This is a genomic window from Mycoplasma feriruminatoris, assembly GCF_000327395.2.
Classification (GTDB): domain Bacteria; phylum Bacillota_I; class Bacilli_A; order Mycoplasmatales; family Mycoplasmataceae; genus Mycoplasma; species Mycoplasma feriruminatoris.
Genome location: NZ_CP091032.1, coordinates 1,059,459 through 1,075,603, shown reverse-complemented (window position 1 = coordinate 1,075,603; position 16,145 = coordinate 1,059,459). Strand labels below are relative to the sequence as shown.

13 protein-coding genes are annotated in these 16,145 nt (G+C 23.3%); 11 read left to right on the top strand and 2 right to left on the bottom strand.

The genetic code is table 4. The annotated features are described in order from the left end of the window. Nucleotides 1-296 precede the first annotated feature (296 nt). The 5 genes from rpmH to D500_RS04495 all read left to right on the top strand — a co-directional run bounded on the left by rpmH (nucleotide 297) and on the right by D500_RS04495 (nucleotide 3,567). The gene (gene rpmH / locus D500_RS04515; protein ID WP_008363405.1) at nucleotides 297-431 is read left to right on the top strand and encodes a 50S ribosomal protein L34; all 135 of its coding nucleotides are present in this window, start codon (nucleotides 297-299) and stop codon (nucleotides 429-431) included. Nucleotides 432-437: 6 nt separating this feature from the next. Next, a complete protein-coding gene (gene rnpA, locus D500_RS04510) occupies nucleotides 438-767 on the top strand; it encodes a ribonuclease P protein component (protein WP_008363404.1) in 330 nt (109 codons plus the stop codon). A 17-nt stretch (nucleotides 768-784) separates the two neighbouring features. Beyond that, nucleotides 785-1,975: a membrane protein insertase YidC gene (gene yidC, locus D500_RS04505; protein WP_008363402.1), complete on the top strand. Its 1,191-nt coding sequence runs from the start codon at nucleotides 785-787 to the stop codon at nucleotides 1,973-1,975. A 78-nt stretch (nucleotides 1,976-2,053) separates the two neighbouring features. Then, complete coding sequence (locus D500_RS04500) at nucleotides 2,054-2,851, top strand: Cof-type HAD-IIB family hydrolase (protein WP_008363400.1); 798 nt, start codon at nucleotides 2,054-2,056, stop codon at nucleotides 2,849-2,851. After that, a complete protein-coding gene (locus tag D500_RS04495; RefSeq protein WP_008363397.1) occupies nucleotides 2,851-3,567 on the top strand; it encodes a phosphotransferase in 717 nt (238 codons plus the stop codon). The genes D500_RS04500 and D500_RS04495 overlap by 1 nt, the downstream gene beginning before the upstream one ends. A 366-nt stretch (nucleotides 3,568-3,933) precedes the next feature. On the opposite strand, the gene D500_RS04490 is transcribed toward D500_RS04495, so the two are convergent. Continuing rightward, nucleotides 3,934-4,527 carry a lipoprotein gene (locus D500_RS04490; protein ID WP_239759450.1) on the bottom strand — a complete coding sequence of 198 codons (594 nt, stop codon included), beginning with the start codon at nucleotides 4,525-4,527 and terminating at the stop codon, nucleotides 3,934-3,936. Nucleotides 4,528-4,783: 256 nt separating this feature from the next. On the opposite strand from D500_RS04490, the gene D500_RS04485 reads away from it, so the two are divergent. Together D500_RS04485 and D500_RS04480 are read left to right on the top strand one after the other, a co-directional pair. Beyond that, nucleotides 4,784-5,821, top strand: a complete 1,038-nt coding sequence (locus D500_RS04485; protein ID WP_008363445.1) for an ATP-binding protein — start codon at nucleotides 4,784-4,786, stop codon at nucleotides 5,819-5,821. Between the two features lies 1 nt (nucleotide 5,822). After that, nucleotides 5,823-8,063, top strand: a complete 2,241-nt coding sequence (locus D500_RS04480; protein WP_008363444.1) for a S8 family peptidase — start codon at nucleotides 5,823-5,825, stop codon at nucleotides 8,061-8,063. 65 nt (nucleotides 8,064-8,128) lie between these two features. Here the strand turns inward: D500_RS04480 and D500_RS04475 are convergent, their stop codons facing one another. Further along, a complete protein-coding gene (locus D500_RS04475; protein ID WP_239759448.1) occupies nucleotides 8,129-8,725 on the bottom strand; it encodes a lipoprotein in 597 nt (198 codons plus the stop codon). A 388-nt stretch (nucleotides 8,726-9,113) separates the two neighbouring features. On the opposite strand from D500_RS04475, the gene D500_RS04470 reads away from it, so the two are divergent. The 4 genes from D500_RS04470 to D500_RS04455 all read left to right on the top strand — a co-directional run bounded on the left by D500_RS04470 (nucleotide 9,114) and on the right by D500_RS04455 (nucleotide 16,142). Beyond that, nucleotides 9,114-9,461: a hypothetical protein gene (locus D500_RS04470; protein ID WP_008362962.1), complete on the top strand. Its 348-nt coding sequence runs from the start codon at nucleotides 9,114-9,116 to the stop codon at nucleotides 9,459-9,461. Nucleotide 9,462: 1 nt separating this feature from the next. After that, nucleotides 9,463-11,358, top strand: a complete 1,896-nt coding sequence (locus D500_RS04465; RefSeq protein WP_320415081.1) for a helix-rich protein — start codon at nucleotides 9,463-9,465, stop codon at nucleotides 11,356-11,358. A gap of 23 nt (nucleotides 11,359-11,381) precedes the next feature. Further along, nucleotides 11,382-13,634: a helix-rich protein gene (locus tag D500_RS04460; protein WP_008362957.1), complete on the top strand. Its 2,253-nt coding sequence runs from the start codon at nucleotides 11,382-11,384 to the stop codon at nucleotides 13,632-13,634. A 246-nt stretch (nucleotides 13,635-13,880) separates the two neighbouring features. Further along, nucleotides 13,881-16,142, top strand: a complete 2,262-nt coding sequence (locus D500_RS04455; protein WP_008362955.1) for a helix-rich protein — start codon at nucleotides 13,881-13,883, stop codon at nucleotides 16,140-16,142. The last annotated feature ends 3 nt before the right edge of the window (nucleotides 16,143-16,145 follow it).

The window sequence follows — 16,145 nt, the reverse complement described above, 5'->3', positions numbered from 1 at the left end:
ATTTATCTCCAAAAATATTATAAATTAAACACTTGTTAAAAATGTGGAAAACGTGGAAAAAATCCATATAATATAGTTATATTAACACTTTCTAGAAATTAAAAATCTTAATTAAAAGGTGTTATTTATAACTTATTCACTTATCCACAATTAGCTAATATTTTTGTTAGTAATTTCTAGTTTTATCTACATTTAATTGAGAAGCTAAAAATTAAGTTTATAAGTGTATTTTTAAAGCAAAATATTATATAATTAGGTGTGAATTATGTTATTTTTTTGTAAAGGAGGTAAGTATTATGAAAAGAACTTGACAACCATCAAAACTAAAACATGCACGTGTTCACGGTTTTAGAGCAAGAATGGCTAGTGAAAATGGTAGAAAAGTAATTAAAGCTCGTAGAGCTAAAGGTAGAGTTAGATTATCTGCTTAATAATTTATGAAAAACAAAAGAATAATTAAGAAGAATTTTGAGTTTCAAGAAATAATTAATTATAAAAAAAATATTAAGAATTTTTGTTTTGTTATTTACTATAAAGATAACGATCAATCATATCTAAAGTATGGTATTAGTGTTGGAAAAAAAATAGGTAATGCTGTAGTTAGAAATAAAGTAAAAAGACAAATTAGAATGATTCTAAGACAAAACATTTCAGAAATTGGAACTATTTCAAAAGATATTATTATTCTAGTTAGAAAAAGTGTTTTAGATCTAAAGTATGCAACATTATCTAAATCATTAGTTAAATTAATAAAAGAAATTAATTAAAGAAAGGAGGGATTATTTTGTATAAACAGTCAGATAAAGTTATGAGTTATCTAAATGCTTCAAAAAATAACAAAACTCCTAAAACTAAAAAAGAAACTATTAAACTAGTAATTAAATGATTAAAAGTGTTTGGGTTTTTATTTATTTTAGTTTCAATGCTTTGAGGTTGTGTACAGATGTATCAAGCTCAATATAGTGTTAATCAGATAGTTGATATGACTGGTAAAAGTGTTTATGCTCCTGGGGTTTCATTTGAAATTATTCTAAGCTCTTTAGGTGAAAAAGGTTCTAAGGTCCATCACTTTGTTTATGATAAAGGTAATTATTTTGAATACGGATATAACGCTATTACTTCTTGAAGAGAAACTTTTAAATTAACTCAATCACCGTTCTATGGATTTTTCGTTTATCCAACAGCTTGAGTTCTAGCTGGAATGGTTAGATTATTTTCTGGAACACTAAATCCCTTATTAGATAAATCTTCTCAATTAAGTTATGGAATTTCAGCTATTTTTGCAATATTCTTAACAACTTTATTAATTAAAGGAATTACATTATCATTTGGTTGAAAATCACAAATTAACCAAGAAAAAATGCAAGATATTCAATTAAAGATTGCAGATATTCAAGCAAAATATAAAGATAAAAAAGATATGCAATCTAAGCAAAAACAACAACTAGAAATTCAAGCTTTATATAAAAAAGAAAACATGTCACAGTTTTCTGCACTAGCTGGTTCATTTGCTCCCCTACCTTTCTTATTTGCAATTTATGCAATAGTTAGATCAACAAGAGCATTAAAAATAGCAGCAGTTGGTCCAATCGCTTTAATTGAAGGACCATGACAACAAATTACAGCAGGAAATTATATTTATATTATTATTCTTGCAATTTACTTACCTTTACAAGCTGTTTCAATGTTATTACCAACATTACTACAGATGAAAAAACAAAAATCAATTACTCTAACTGAAGCACAAAAGAAATCTAGAAAAAAACAATTAATAATGCAAGTTGTAATGATGTTTGTATTTATTATAATTATTGTTTCAGTGGCAACTGGAGTATGTATTTATTGAATTTTTTCTTCAGTATTACAAATTGTTCAAACTTATGCTTTTTATTTATATAATGAAAAGAAAAGAAAAGCTGGTAATCAAGAACGTCAAAGACGTTTACGTCAAATGAAAAGAATGAATCTAAAATAATTTAAGAGAGTTAAAACTCTCTTTTTTTGTATTTAAAAGAATATAAATAAATTAAGATAATATTGTAGGTGTAAAAATATGACTAAATATTTATTTTCTGATTTTGATAATACGTTAAGAAATTCAAAAGTTAAAAATAGTTTAAAAATCGATCAAAAAGATTTAGATTTTGTTAAAGAATTTCAAAAAAATAACAAGTTAATAGTTTCAACAGGAAGACCATATAAACAGTTAAAAGAACATTTATTAAGTGAGTATAATTTATTACCTGATTATTTTATTGTTAATACTGGTGCTATGGTTTGTGATAATAAAGGAGAAGTTTTTTATAAAAAAACTATTGATCAAAATATTAAAACTAGTTTATTAGATTTTTTAAAAACAATAGTAGATCAAATTGATGTAATAGTTTTTGCTACACCAGAAAATGAATCTTTTTTATTTCATAAAAACTGAACTAAAGATGTAGGAAAATTCTTTTTTGGTCTTGAAAAATTAGATAAAACATTAGATTATTTATACGATAAAGATTTATTATGTTTAAAGATTGAATGTAAACAACAAACTTGAGATAAAATAGAAGATTTTATTAAGAAAAATAATTTAGAAGTTAATATCACTTTTAATAGTATTAATAATAAATTATTTAATGAAATTCATGGTTTTAAAGTAAGTAAAGGTCAAGCAATTAAAGGTTTACAAAAAAGATTAAATATTTCAAATAAAGATATTATTGTTGCTGGTGATGATTATAATGATATTTCTATGTTTGAAATGTTTTATGATAATTCTTATATGTGTAAGCACGAACATAATAAAAATATTAGAAATAAAGCAAAATATTTAATTGATAATATTTGAGAGATTAAGTACTAATGAAAATAAAAATAACTAAGGGTGGAACTAATGTTTCATATCGTATAGATAATACTTTTTTACAAATTAAAAAATACAATGAATTTAATCATCAAATCAACTACGAACTTTTAAAAAACTTCGATTTTGTTCCTAAACTAATTAGTAATAATAAAAAAGAAATAGTATGAGAATATATAGATGGAGTTGAACCTGTTATTGATTTAAATAATATTAAATTAATAACTGATCAAATTAAACAATTACATAACTCTAATTTAGAATTTCCAAAAAATAACTTAAAACAAAGAGTTGAATATTATAAAAAAAAGATGATTGAACTTAATAGTGGTGTTGAAGTTATAGATAAGTATGCTAGTTTAATTGATAATATTTTAGATAGTATGGATCATTTAACTCCTTTACATAATGATTTATTTCCTTTTAATATGATTCAAACTAAAAATAAAATTTATTTTGTTGATTGAGAATATGCTACAATGGGAGATAAACATTTTGAATTAGCTTATTTAATTGAAACTTCTAATATGAGTAAAGAGTGTGAAAAAGTGTTTTTAGAACTATATAAAAACTATGATCCTAACAAGCTTTTATTAAATAAAATATTTGTTAATTATATAGTTATTTTATGAATAAGAACACAAACTTCAGCTCCTTACAACACTACTTTTTTTGAACAAAAAATAATAGATTATGTTACTAAATTAGATAATTAATAGATTAAGTTTTTAATATAAAATAATTGAATAATAGTAAAAAAATAGTTATAAATAACCAATTTGAAATTAGAAATAAGGTTTAAACAAATAAGTTTAATTAGGTTTTATTTTTAGTTTTAAGATTGGTTTTTTGTTTGTCTTAGTTGAGTTTATAAAGGTATTTTTGTAAGTTTTAAAGTGTTTAAAAATTAAAAAATCAAAATTTGGTAAAGTTTTTATCAAAATCTTGTAAAAAAAGTTTGTCAAATATTGTAAAGAATGTAAATATCTGAAAAAGTAAGAAAACTTTTGTGGTTGCTAACAAAAAATCTCTATTTCTTTTTGTAAGATTTAGAGATTAATTAATTATTATGTTCTTTTATATTATTTAATAGTAAATTTAAATTTCAATGTTCCTCGTGTTTTTGCAGATTTAACAGTCCCATTACCTTCTTTTTCTCCATAAGTAACTTCTAGTCCAACTAGATCTTTTTCTTCATGCTTTAAAGTTTTTGCTAATTTTTCCTTAACTTCTAATTGTGGAACAACTGTTTTATTTTCTTTTTTAAATTCACCTAAATCTAATATGTTAGAAAAAGAGAAGTTTAACGTATCGGTGTATTTTGTAGATTTAACAGTTCCTGTTCCTTTTTCATCTTCATATTCAATATTTAGGTCTGTCAATGTAGATATATCAGTATTTGTTAATTTTGCTATTTTATTTTTAATTTCATATTGTGAAAAACTATTATATCTGCCTTCGTTCTTAAAGAAAGCCCCTAAATCTAGATTTTGTTTAGGAAACTTTTCTCCTTCTTCTTTTTTCTCAACAGCTTTTTCAACTTTTTGTTCTTTTTTCTCTTGCTTAGTTTCCTTTTTTTCAGCATTTTTTGGCATTTTATCACCACATGCGACTACTGCAGCACTAGTTGTAGCAATTAAACCAACTGATCCTAGTATTGTTAGTAATTTTTTCATATTATGTCCTTCAAAAAGTTTATTTTATAGTTACACACACATATCAATGTGCGAAAAACATTATATATATATATATAATGTCAATATCTATATAGTGATGAATGCTATGAAGGTAAAACTAATACTTTAATGTTGTTTATAATCAATTAATTATTTCTAATTAAAAAATGAAAGTTCTTTTTTAATTTTTTACAAATTTTGTCCCATATATAGTTTTGTCTGCCCCAAAATGTTAAACTAAAGCTGAGGTGTCAAAATGAAAAAGGCAAATGTTATAAACTTAATAAAATATCATATGGAAAATAATGATATAGCTTTTAGAGATGAGGCTTATTTAATAGCGAGTGATTTTTACAAACAAGGAGAGCCAAAATTAAGTCAATATATAGCCAGCATTCTTTCTGATACAAATACTTTTGTCCCACAATTTAATGAAAGTGATTCTGAATGAATAAAAAGGGTGGATATTGAAAATAAATCACTACCACTTCCTGATGAAATTAATAATGACATTATAGGAATAATAAATGCTTCTAAAAATAAATTATGTGTTAATAAATTCTTATTTGTAGGACCTCCTGGAACAGGAAAAACTAAAACAACTGAACAAATAGCAAGAATTCTTAATAGAGAATTATTTGTAGTTGAATTTTCAATGCTTATTGACAGTAAACTAGGCCAAACTCAAAAAAACATCACAAAGCTTTTTGAAGAAATCAATAATTTATCTCACCCTGAAGAGGTAATTATTTTATTTGATGAAATCGATGCATTAGCTTTAGACAGAACTAACAACACTGACATAAGAGAAATGGGAAGAGTTACTTCAACTGTTTTAAAATGCTTAGATAATTTAAATAAAAAAGTAATACTAATTGCAACAACTAACTTATATAAATATCTAGATAAAGCACTTATTAGAAGATTTGATTCAGTAGTAGATTTTGATAGATATACTAATGAAGATTTATTAGATATAGCAGAAATTATTTTTAATAACTATGTAAAAAAACTTAATCATATTGGTAAAAATACTAGAATGTTTAGAAAAATAATTTCTTTATATGAAAAAATTCCATACCCAGGAACTCTAGAAAATGTTATTAAAACTTCACTTGCTTTTAGTGATCCAAATAGTGAATTTGATTATTTAAAAAGACTTTATAGAAATGTTACTAATAAAAAAGAAAGTGATTTAAAAGATCTTAAGCTTGAAGGTTTTACAACTAGAGAAATTGAAATTTTAACAGGTATTTCAAAAAGTCAAGTCGCTAGAGAATTAAAGGAGTTATAGAATGCCAAATAAAATCGTAGAATTAAAAAAAGATTTTGTTTCAAATGATTATAATCAAAAGTTTAAACCATTTGAAATTCCATCTAATCAAGATGTTAAACTTGACCATTTTATTAAATTAAAAGACGATTTGATTAAAGTAAGTAATTTTTGAAAAACTCAAGAATTACAAATAAATCCACTTATTAGTGTTCATTATAAAAGAGTTATTTCTAAAAGTAATAGAATGAGAGCTATATTTGATAAGGATTTTTTAAAAAATAATCAAAGAGTTGTTGGTTGCAAATTTTCTAATACAAATCCAAACTATCATATAATTACGTATTGTATCACTAGTTCTATGTTACAAGATTCTATTAAACATTTAGAAAATTGCATAGAATACTTAAAAGATAATTCTTATTATCAAATAACCCAAAAAGATGTTGAATTGATTAGAAGAAATTTTAAAACTACTTTATCTGGTCTTACAAAAACAAGACTTATAGACACAATATTTGATGTTTATTTTATAAAAAGTTTTGAAGTTGATGAATTTGATGAAGTATTAGAAGAATCATCAATTATTAGTATTTATGATACTAATACTAAAGCTGCTGATATTTTTAAGCAACTAAATATAGATTTTTCAAATATTTTTAAATTAGATGAAACAACATTTTTTTTAAATGCAGATCAAGTTAAAGAATTGATTAAAAAAGCCCCTTATCTAATAGCAATGGGAGTTAGAGATATTTTTTCTAATGAACCAACACAATATAAAGAAGTTTTGCCAACTATAACAAGTATAAAAAAACCAACTGATGAACCAATAATAGGCGTTATAGATACTTTATTTGATAAACAAAATACTTATTTTTCAGATTGAGTAGAATTTGAAAATAGATTAGACAAGAATACAATAATAAAAGCTGATGATTATTTTCATGGTACAGAAGTTAGTTCAATAATAGTTGATGGGCCTAGACTTAATCCTAAATTAGATGATGGTTGTGGACATTTTAGAGTTAGACATTTTGGTGTAGCTACAGATAAAGGATTTAGCTCATTTGCTGTATTAAGAGAAATAGAAAGTATTGTTAGAAACAACAAAGATATAAAAGTTTGAAATCTTTCATTAGGTTCACCTAAAGAAAACAATCAGAATTATATTTCTATTCAAGCTAGTTTCTTAGATAAAATTCAAGTAGAAAATAATGTAATTTTTGTTATAGCTGGAGGAAATGATTCATCTAATAAAGCAATTAAAATTGGCTCACCAGCAGATTCTATTAATTCAATTGTTGTTAATTCAGTTGATTTTAATAAAAAACCAGCTAATTATTCTAGAAAAGGACCTGTTCTATCCTTTTTTAATAAACCTGATATTTCTTATTATGGTGGAACTAATGAAGATAAAATTGTTGTTTGTTCTTCTTTTCAGCAAAGACGTGTTTCAGGTACTTCATATGCTGCACCATGAATTGCTCGTAAATTATGTTACTTAATACAAGTTGTTGGGTTAACTAGAGAAGTTGCTAAAGCTTTAATAATACATTCAGCAACAAGTTGAATAGATCAAGATAATATAAATTTATTAGGACATGGAGTAGTTCCAATTCATATAAAAGATATACTAGAAACACCAACAGATGAGATAAGATTTTTTGTTAGCGGAACTGCTATAAAATATGAAACTTTTAATTACACATTACCAATACCATTAGATAAAAATGCTAAGCATCCATTTGTTGCTAAGTTTACAATGTGTTACTTTCCAAATGTTTCAAGAAACCAAGGTGTTGATTATACTGATAGTGAAATGGATATTAAATTTGGAAGAGTTATACAAAGTAATAGAAAAGTAAAAATTGAGGCAATAAATAAAAATAAACAATCCTATGATGATAATATTTCTATTTTTGAAGAACAAGCAAGAGATAAATTCAAAAAATGAAATAATACAAAACATATTCAAGAAAAAATCTTTACACCTACTAATAGAATTAAAAAACCAAAAATTTCAAAACAAGAACAAGGATTTTGAGGTTTTAGCATAATAACAAAAGAAAGATTAGAAAGCAAAAAAATAAAAAATCTTAATTATGGTATAGTTGTAAGTTTAAAATCAGTTGACAAGAATAATTACTACGCTGACTTTATTAAAAATTGTCAATTTAATGGTTGACTTGTAAATACAATTGATTTAGATAATATGATTTATATTTATAATACAATTCAAAACGAAGTTGATTTTGAATAGAATAAATAAATTAAAAAATCTCTAATCTAGTTTTAGCTAAATTAGAGATTTTTATTATTATTTAATTATTGAGATCTTTTTGATTTTTCTGAAAATTTAAATTCTATAGAACCTGAAAATTTAGAAGATTTAACTGTACCTTTCTTATTTTCATAATCAACAGATAGTTCGTGTAAGTCACTTGAACTAATACTTAATAAACTAGATATTTTTTCTTTAATTTTAGTCTGTGGTATTGTATTATTGTTTGATTCAAATTCACCTAAATCTAAAAATGAAGTGAAAGTGAATTTTAAAGTTTTATCAAATTTTGGTAATTTAACTTCACCTTTTTTATTTTCATAATCAACATTTAAGTCAGTCAATTCATTTTCAGGTGTATTTAATAATTCTGCTAATTTCTTTTTAATATTTGTTTGAGGAACAGTATTTTTATTATTTGGAGGGAAATTACCTATATTTTGATTTTCTACTTTTGAAAAATTTTGTTTAGTTTTTTCCTCTTTATTTTCTTTTTTTTCACTCTCTTCTTTTTTATCTTTTTCTTCTACTTCTTTTTTAGGTTCAGAAATTTTAGGAGTCTTATCACCACATGCAACTACTGCAGCACTAGTTGTAGCAATTAAACCAACTGATCCTAGTATTGTTAGTAATTTTTTCATATTATTATGTCCTTAAAAGTTTATTTTATAGTTACCACATATATTAATGTGTCGGAAATCATTATATATATATATATATATATATAATGTCAATACCTATATAGTAGGTAGATTGGAATATCAAACTATGTATCTAATAATATTTATTTAACTAACGTTTTTGAACCTAAATAAACCTTAATATAAACAACCATAACAACAAAAAACTAGCATTTCTGCTAGTTTTTTCTTACTAATTTTATAAAAATAATATAACTTAATACTTACTCTTTAAAACCCATAAATAATAATTTTAAACAATTTCTTAGAAAATTACAATACCTTTTTTTAACAAAACTTTATAAGTATTAAAATTATATTAGAATGTAATTTTTGAATAGAGGTTTATATGAAAAAGTTAGTAGCATTGCTTGCAACTGTTAGTGTTTTATCAGCAGCAGGTTTTTCATATGTTGGATATAAAAATATTCATAATAAAAATGTTTCAATTAATACACATAAAAACGAAGTTAAGAAAATAGAAGAACAATTAAAAAGTATTAATGATGATATTAATACTAAAGAAAATAATCTTAAAACCTTACTTTTAGAAAATGAAAATAACTTAATTAGTAGTAAAGAAAAAGTTACTAAATTAAAAAAACAAAGAGATGATCTTATTAGAAAAGATTCTGAACAAAAACAAAGAATTAGTAAATTAACAGCTGATTTAACTAATTTAAAAAAAAGAATTTAAAATCAAAGAAGATCAAGTTAATAAATCTAAAGATGAATTAAAAAAACTTAAAGATAATAAAAAAGATAAAGATAAATATCTAGAACAGTTAAATGAAGAACTTACAAACACACGTGCTGAACTAGAAAATAAACTTAACCAATTTAATACTACTAATGATCAAATCAAATCTCTAAAAGAAGAACTTAACCAACTTAATAAAACAAAACAACAAAAAGAAGAACAATTAAATAATTTAAAAACAAAAAATAATCAAGATCTTTTATTCTTATCATCTAAATTAGTTTCTAAAACAAATCAATCTAAACAACTAGAAAGACAATTGGCAGAACTTAAAGATAAAAATACTTTATTAACACAAGAAAAGAATCAAATAGAAACACAAATAAGTAAAAAAACTAGTGATCTAAATTCTAAAAAACAAGAACTAGATAGTGTTTCAAAACAAACAAATGCTATTAAACAACAACTAGATCAAAAGACTAATGAACTAACAAGTTTAAATCAACAAATTACTAATCTAGAAAATCAAATTCAAAGTGTTACTGAACAAATTAATAGATTAAAACAAGAAAAAGAAACTGATGCTAACAAGGTTAGAACAGAAATTTCAAATATAGATCAACAAATAAGCCAATTAGAAAATAAACTAAATCAAACAAATACTCAAATTGATCAATTAAATCAACAAATCCAAGAACTTAAAAATCAAAAAGAAACTAGTGTTTCTGATAATAAAGAATTAGATGAAAAAATCAGAGAAAAAAATAATGAAATACAAAAACTAGAACAAGAAAAACAAGCTTATTTAATTTCTATAAAAAGTAATAAAAATCAAAAAACTAGTTTAGAAAGTAAATTAGAAGCAATTAAAAAACAAAATAAACAAAAACAAGAAACAATAAATGAACTTGAACAAAAACTAGAACAATTAAATAAAAATCTTAAAAGATTAACAGTCTTAAAAATTGATCAAGAAGGAACAATTAAAGATTTAGAAAAAAGTAGTAAAGATAAAGATAAATTAATAACTAGTTTACGAACAACTATAGAATCTTTACAAAAACAATTAAATACATTAACTACACAAGCAGCTTCAATTAAACAAAATCTAGCATCAAAACAACAAGAAATAGAAAAGAAAAAAGTAGAATTATCTACTTTAAATTCTGAAAAACAACAACTAGAAAAAGAACTTAAAACATTAAACAGTGAATTTTCTGAACTAAATTATGAATCAAAAAATTTAACTCACCAAATTGAAGAAATCAATGCTCAAATTCTAGTTAAAAGTAAATATATTGAAGATAAAGAAGCAAGTTTAAAAAGGTTAGAAGCTACTATTGAAGAACAAAAAAGAACTATATCAAATCTTAATGAAACTATCAAAGAATTAACTAGACAAAACAATGAACGACAACTTATCATAGAAGCAAAAGAAGAAGAAATTAATGAGTTACAATCAGATATTGATTTTCTAGATTCAAAAATTATTACTTTTAGAAAACAAATAAAAATAGAAACTAAAAAAAGTAAAGAACTTGCAGCAAAAAAACAAAAAATAGATAGTTCTTATTCTGGAATAGAGACATCTATTAAGAATCTTAAAACAATTGTTAATAATACTAAAAAAGGTTTTTCTGAGTTAGTAGATCAAGTAAAAGAGATTAAAGTAGAAATTAAGGATTATGAAATAAAAATAAACCAATGACTAAAATACAATGAAAGCGGGAAAAAATTCTCTGAATACTTTGAGCAATTAAAAAAATATGAAACAACAATTAATCAAAAACTAAAAGGAATAAAAACAAAATTAGAAGCTTTAAAAAATTATAAAGTAAGTTTAGAAAACACTGTTAGAGAAATTGACAAACAAATAACTGATTTAATAAGTTAAAACTATTTGAAGGAGAAAATTTTATGAAAAAGCTACCTATTTTATTAGCAACAATTAGTGTTTTTACTTCATCTGGTTTTGCTTATGTTACTTTAAAAAATGTTGCTGTTAAAAGAGATTCTAGAGAAAGTGAAATGTCAAAAGAGCTAGATACATTAAAAAATCAATTAAAACAAAAACAAAAAATAGCTGAAGACATACAAAACAACTTAATTTTAAAAAAAGAACAAATCAATGCTTTTAATAATGAAATAAAAGGTTTAGAAACTCAAGCAAGTAATTTAAACGATCAATTAGTAAAAAACAAAAAACAATTAGAAACTTTAGATTCCAGTTCTAAAAAAATAAACGAAGAACTAAAAAATGATAATGATCAAATCAATGCTAATAAAGACAAGTATAATAGTTCAAAAAAAGAATTAGATAAAGTTAAAAAAGAAATTATTGATGATTTAGTTAGAGTAACTAATGATAGTAATTTAGTTGATGAAATAAATAGTAAAATCAACGATCTAAGAAAACAAAAAACAGAATTAGAGCTTGATAAAGATCTACTTAAAGAACAAATATTAGATATTGAAAATAATCTTACAAACACTAGAAAACAACATTCTAAATTATTAACTACTTTATTTACTCTTGTAAAATTGGATAAAAAGAACAAAACTTTAGAAAAACAAATAACAGAATTTAAAAGTAAAAATACACAATTAACAGATAATATCACAAAATTAAATAATGATTTTAATGCATTAAAAACTGAAATTAGTACAACTCAAACAAACATTACAAACGCTAAAAATCAACAAATAGAAGTTGTTGAACAATTATCTGCTAAACAAAAAGAAGTAGAACAAGCTAATGCTTTATTAATAGAAAAGACTAACCAATTAAATACATTAAATACTGAACTAAGTGTTCTAAAAAATCAAAAACAACAGGGCTGAAATAGTAAATTGCATGAACAATTAACTCAACAAAAAAATAAAAAAGTAGAAATTGAAAATCAAATTTCTAATAATAATCAAAAAATTACTGATTTAAATAATCAAATTAATGATTTAAGAACAGAACTAAATAATTCAAATAGTACTAATGTTTCAAAAAGAAGAGAATTACAACAAAAAGAAGATCTAATTAGAAGTATAAAAAGTGAAAATGATTCTAAAAAACAAGAACTACAAAATCTAAAATCAAGCATTAGTGATTTAGAATCTCAAATTCAAAAACAAAAGGAATTAAGTGCAGAATTAGATAATAGAATTCACCAAAAACAACAAGAAAAACGTTTAAAAGAACAAGAAATACAAGAACTAAGAAATACTAATGAACAAAATAAACAAGAAATTGAAAGACTAAAATCTAAAGAATCTGAACTTGAAACAACAATAAACGAACTAGGAAATACAAGAGAACAATTAAAAAAACAAATAGATACCATATCAGCTTCAATTAATGAAAATGACACTAGTCTAGATCAACTTGTTCAAGAATTTGATAAGGACGTAAAAGAATTAGACGAATTAACAAAACATAATAAACAACTTAAAGAAAACGTTGATTATCTAAAACAAAAAATTGCTTCTATTAAATCTAATGTAGATAAACTAAAAGCTTTAAAAGCCCAAAAAGAAAGCAAGTTAGATGAATTAGACAAGAAACTAAATTCACTTGATTTTGAAAACAAGTTTAGTCAATTAGAAAAACAAAAAAGAAAATACGATGAAGAAATAGTAAAACTTCATAATGAACAAACTGCTTTAAAAAATAAACAAAGAGAACTTGAAGAAAAAATAGCTGAACTTGAAAGTAAAAACAATGCTTTAACAAGTAAACAAGCAGAAAAAGAACAGCTAGCAGATCAATTAGAAAAACAAGCTTCAACTATTAAAGAACAAAACAGAAAAATAGAAGCACAAATTATGAAAATCCAAAACAGTAAAGATTATTTAAAAGAACAAGTTGAACAAATTAAAAAACAAGTAGATCCTACTGTTGTTAAAACAAATGATATTATTGAAAACATTAAGACTTCAGTTATCAAAGTTGTGGATATTAATAAATTAATGCTTGATTGGAAAAATGAAAAAAGTAATAGTAGGAAAAAAGCAATTACAAATAAAATTAGAGACAATGACTTAGAAAAATTAAAACAAGCTTACGATAAAATTGTAGGTGAACTAGGTGAAGTACAAAAATTTGGTAAACAACTAGAAACTATTGTTAATGACTTTAACAAGAAATTTGATGATAAATTCTTTGAATTGGAAAAATAAAAAAATAGTATTTATAAGCAAAAAGACTGAAATTTTCAGTCTTTTTTACTAACCAATTACATCTAGACTTATTTTTTATTTTCATTTAACAACATAAAAAAATACAATAAAAAATTTATTATAGCACAAAAACACCATTTTTATACAAGTTTTTTTCATCAAAACTCGGTTTTTCTGCCACAAAAAAAGAAAAATAAACAAGAAATTATAAAATTATAATAAGACGTATTATTTTTAGAGGTTTATATGAAAAAGTTAATAGTATTACTTACTGCTATTAGTGTTTCAGTAGCATCTGGTTTTTCTTATGTAGCATATAAGAATTTATCTAATAATAGTGCTGGAAGCAGGCAAGAAAACGAATTCAAACAATTAGAAAAAGAATTGATTAAAATTCAATCTGAAATAAAAAATAAAGAAAATGAAATCAAAACATTAGATATAAAAGATGCAGAAACCATTAAAAATAGCAATACCACAATTGAAATATTAAGACAACGAGAAAAAAGTATAAAAAATAAGATAGATAAAGAAAACGATAAGATAAACAGTTTAAATAAAGACTTGAGTGTTCTTGTTTCTGAAGAAAAATCCAAAAGAGAACAAAAAGATAAGCTAGAAAAAGAATTAGCTAAACTTGAAAAAAGCAAAGAAAAAGATAACAAGAACCAAAAATTTTTTAATGAAGAAATCAAGAGACTTGAGGCTGATTTAATCTATTTAAATTCTGACTATAGTAGACTTAAAAGACAAATTCAAGATTATGAAACAGAATTAAACACATTAAAAAAAGACAAACAAAATAAGCAAGAAAAAATTGACAATATAAGACATCAATTAAGACAAAAACATTACTTTCTTTCTCTTTTAGAAACTAAAAAACAATTACATAAAAAACTTCAAGATGAAATTTCTCACTTAGAACAAAAACAATCTTCATTAAATGAATCAGTTGAGAAAAAACAAGAAGAAATTCAACAAAAAACAAATGCTCTACAAAGCGCTAAAAATCAACTAATTCAACTATCTGATTTAAAAGACAATACTAAAAGAAAACTAGAAAGAAAAATATTAGAATCAGAAGAATCAAAACAAAAAATCATAACTTTAGAAGAGAGATTGCAAAATATTAATGCAGAAATCTTAGCATTAGAACAAGTAAAAGAAAATGAAATTTCAAAAATTAAATCTGATATTAAAAAAGTTGAAAGAGAATTAGAACAGTCTCAAAATCAATTAAGAGAATCTATAAAAAATATCAATCAACTAAACGACACTATTAATCAAATTAAAAATACAAGAACAAATAAAGAATCTGAAAAAGAAGAGATTAATAGACAATTAGAAGAAAAAACATCTGAACTAGAAAAAGAAGAAAGACAAAAACAAGAATATTTAGATACTATTCAAAGTTTAATAAATCAAAAAGAAAATTTAAATAATAAATTTCAAAATTATGACAAAGAAAATAAACAAAAACAAGAAAGAATAGAAGTTCTTAAGCAAGAACATAACGAATTACAAAAACAACAAGAACTTTTATCAGAACAAATAATTAGTCAAAATAAAGAAATTAGTGATTTAACTAATCAAATAGCTGCTAAGAAAATAGTAATTAAGAATTTAAAAAGATCTACAAAACATCAAGAAGAAAAAATAGAAGCACTAACCAGAGAATATAAAACAGTTAAAAACGAGTGAGAAGATAAACAAAGAGAATTAGCAAATAAAAATTCTCAGCTAGAGAAATTAAAACAACAAAAGTCTGAGTTAGAAGAAAAATTTGCTGAATTAAATAGTAGACAAGATGAATTGTTAAAAAAAGAAAGAGAATTAACTAATAAAATCAGTGAAATAGACAGACAAATCTCATCTAAAAAAGACGAAGTTATAAAAGATAATACTGAACTAAAAAGACTAAAAGATGTAGTTGATAGTATAAATCAAAACTTGTCTGAATTAAAACACACTAATGATGAACTAGAAAAATCTAATAAACAAAAACAAGAATTAGCAGATAAGAAATCTCAAGAAGTACAAGACGTAATCAAACAAATAGAGAACTATGGAGAAAAAGTTGCAAAGAAAACTGATGAATTAGAAAAAGCTAAAAAAGAATATGAAAAACTTTCATTAATGAAAAAGAATTTAGAATCATCATTAAAAAAAATCAATGAGCTTTTGAAATTAATAAAAGAACAATTTGACAAAGTTAGAGCTATTTGACCTGAAATAATCACAAAAAACAAAGAACTAAAAACCATAATAGATGAGTTTATAAAAATTACCAGAGATTGGTTAATACCATCAGAATTAAGTATTCACTACAACAAGTACATTAAACCAATGATGGATACCAAAAATAAAATTGATGAAAAATACTTAGAGGTTTTAGATATTTATTCTAAATTAGATGGATATGCAAAAGAATTAAAAAACCATACTAATAATCTTAACAAAGCTGTAGATGATGCATTAAATAGTAATAATCTACAACCAATTGAATAGAGG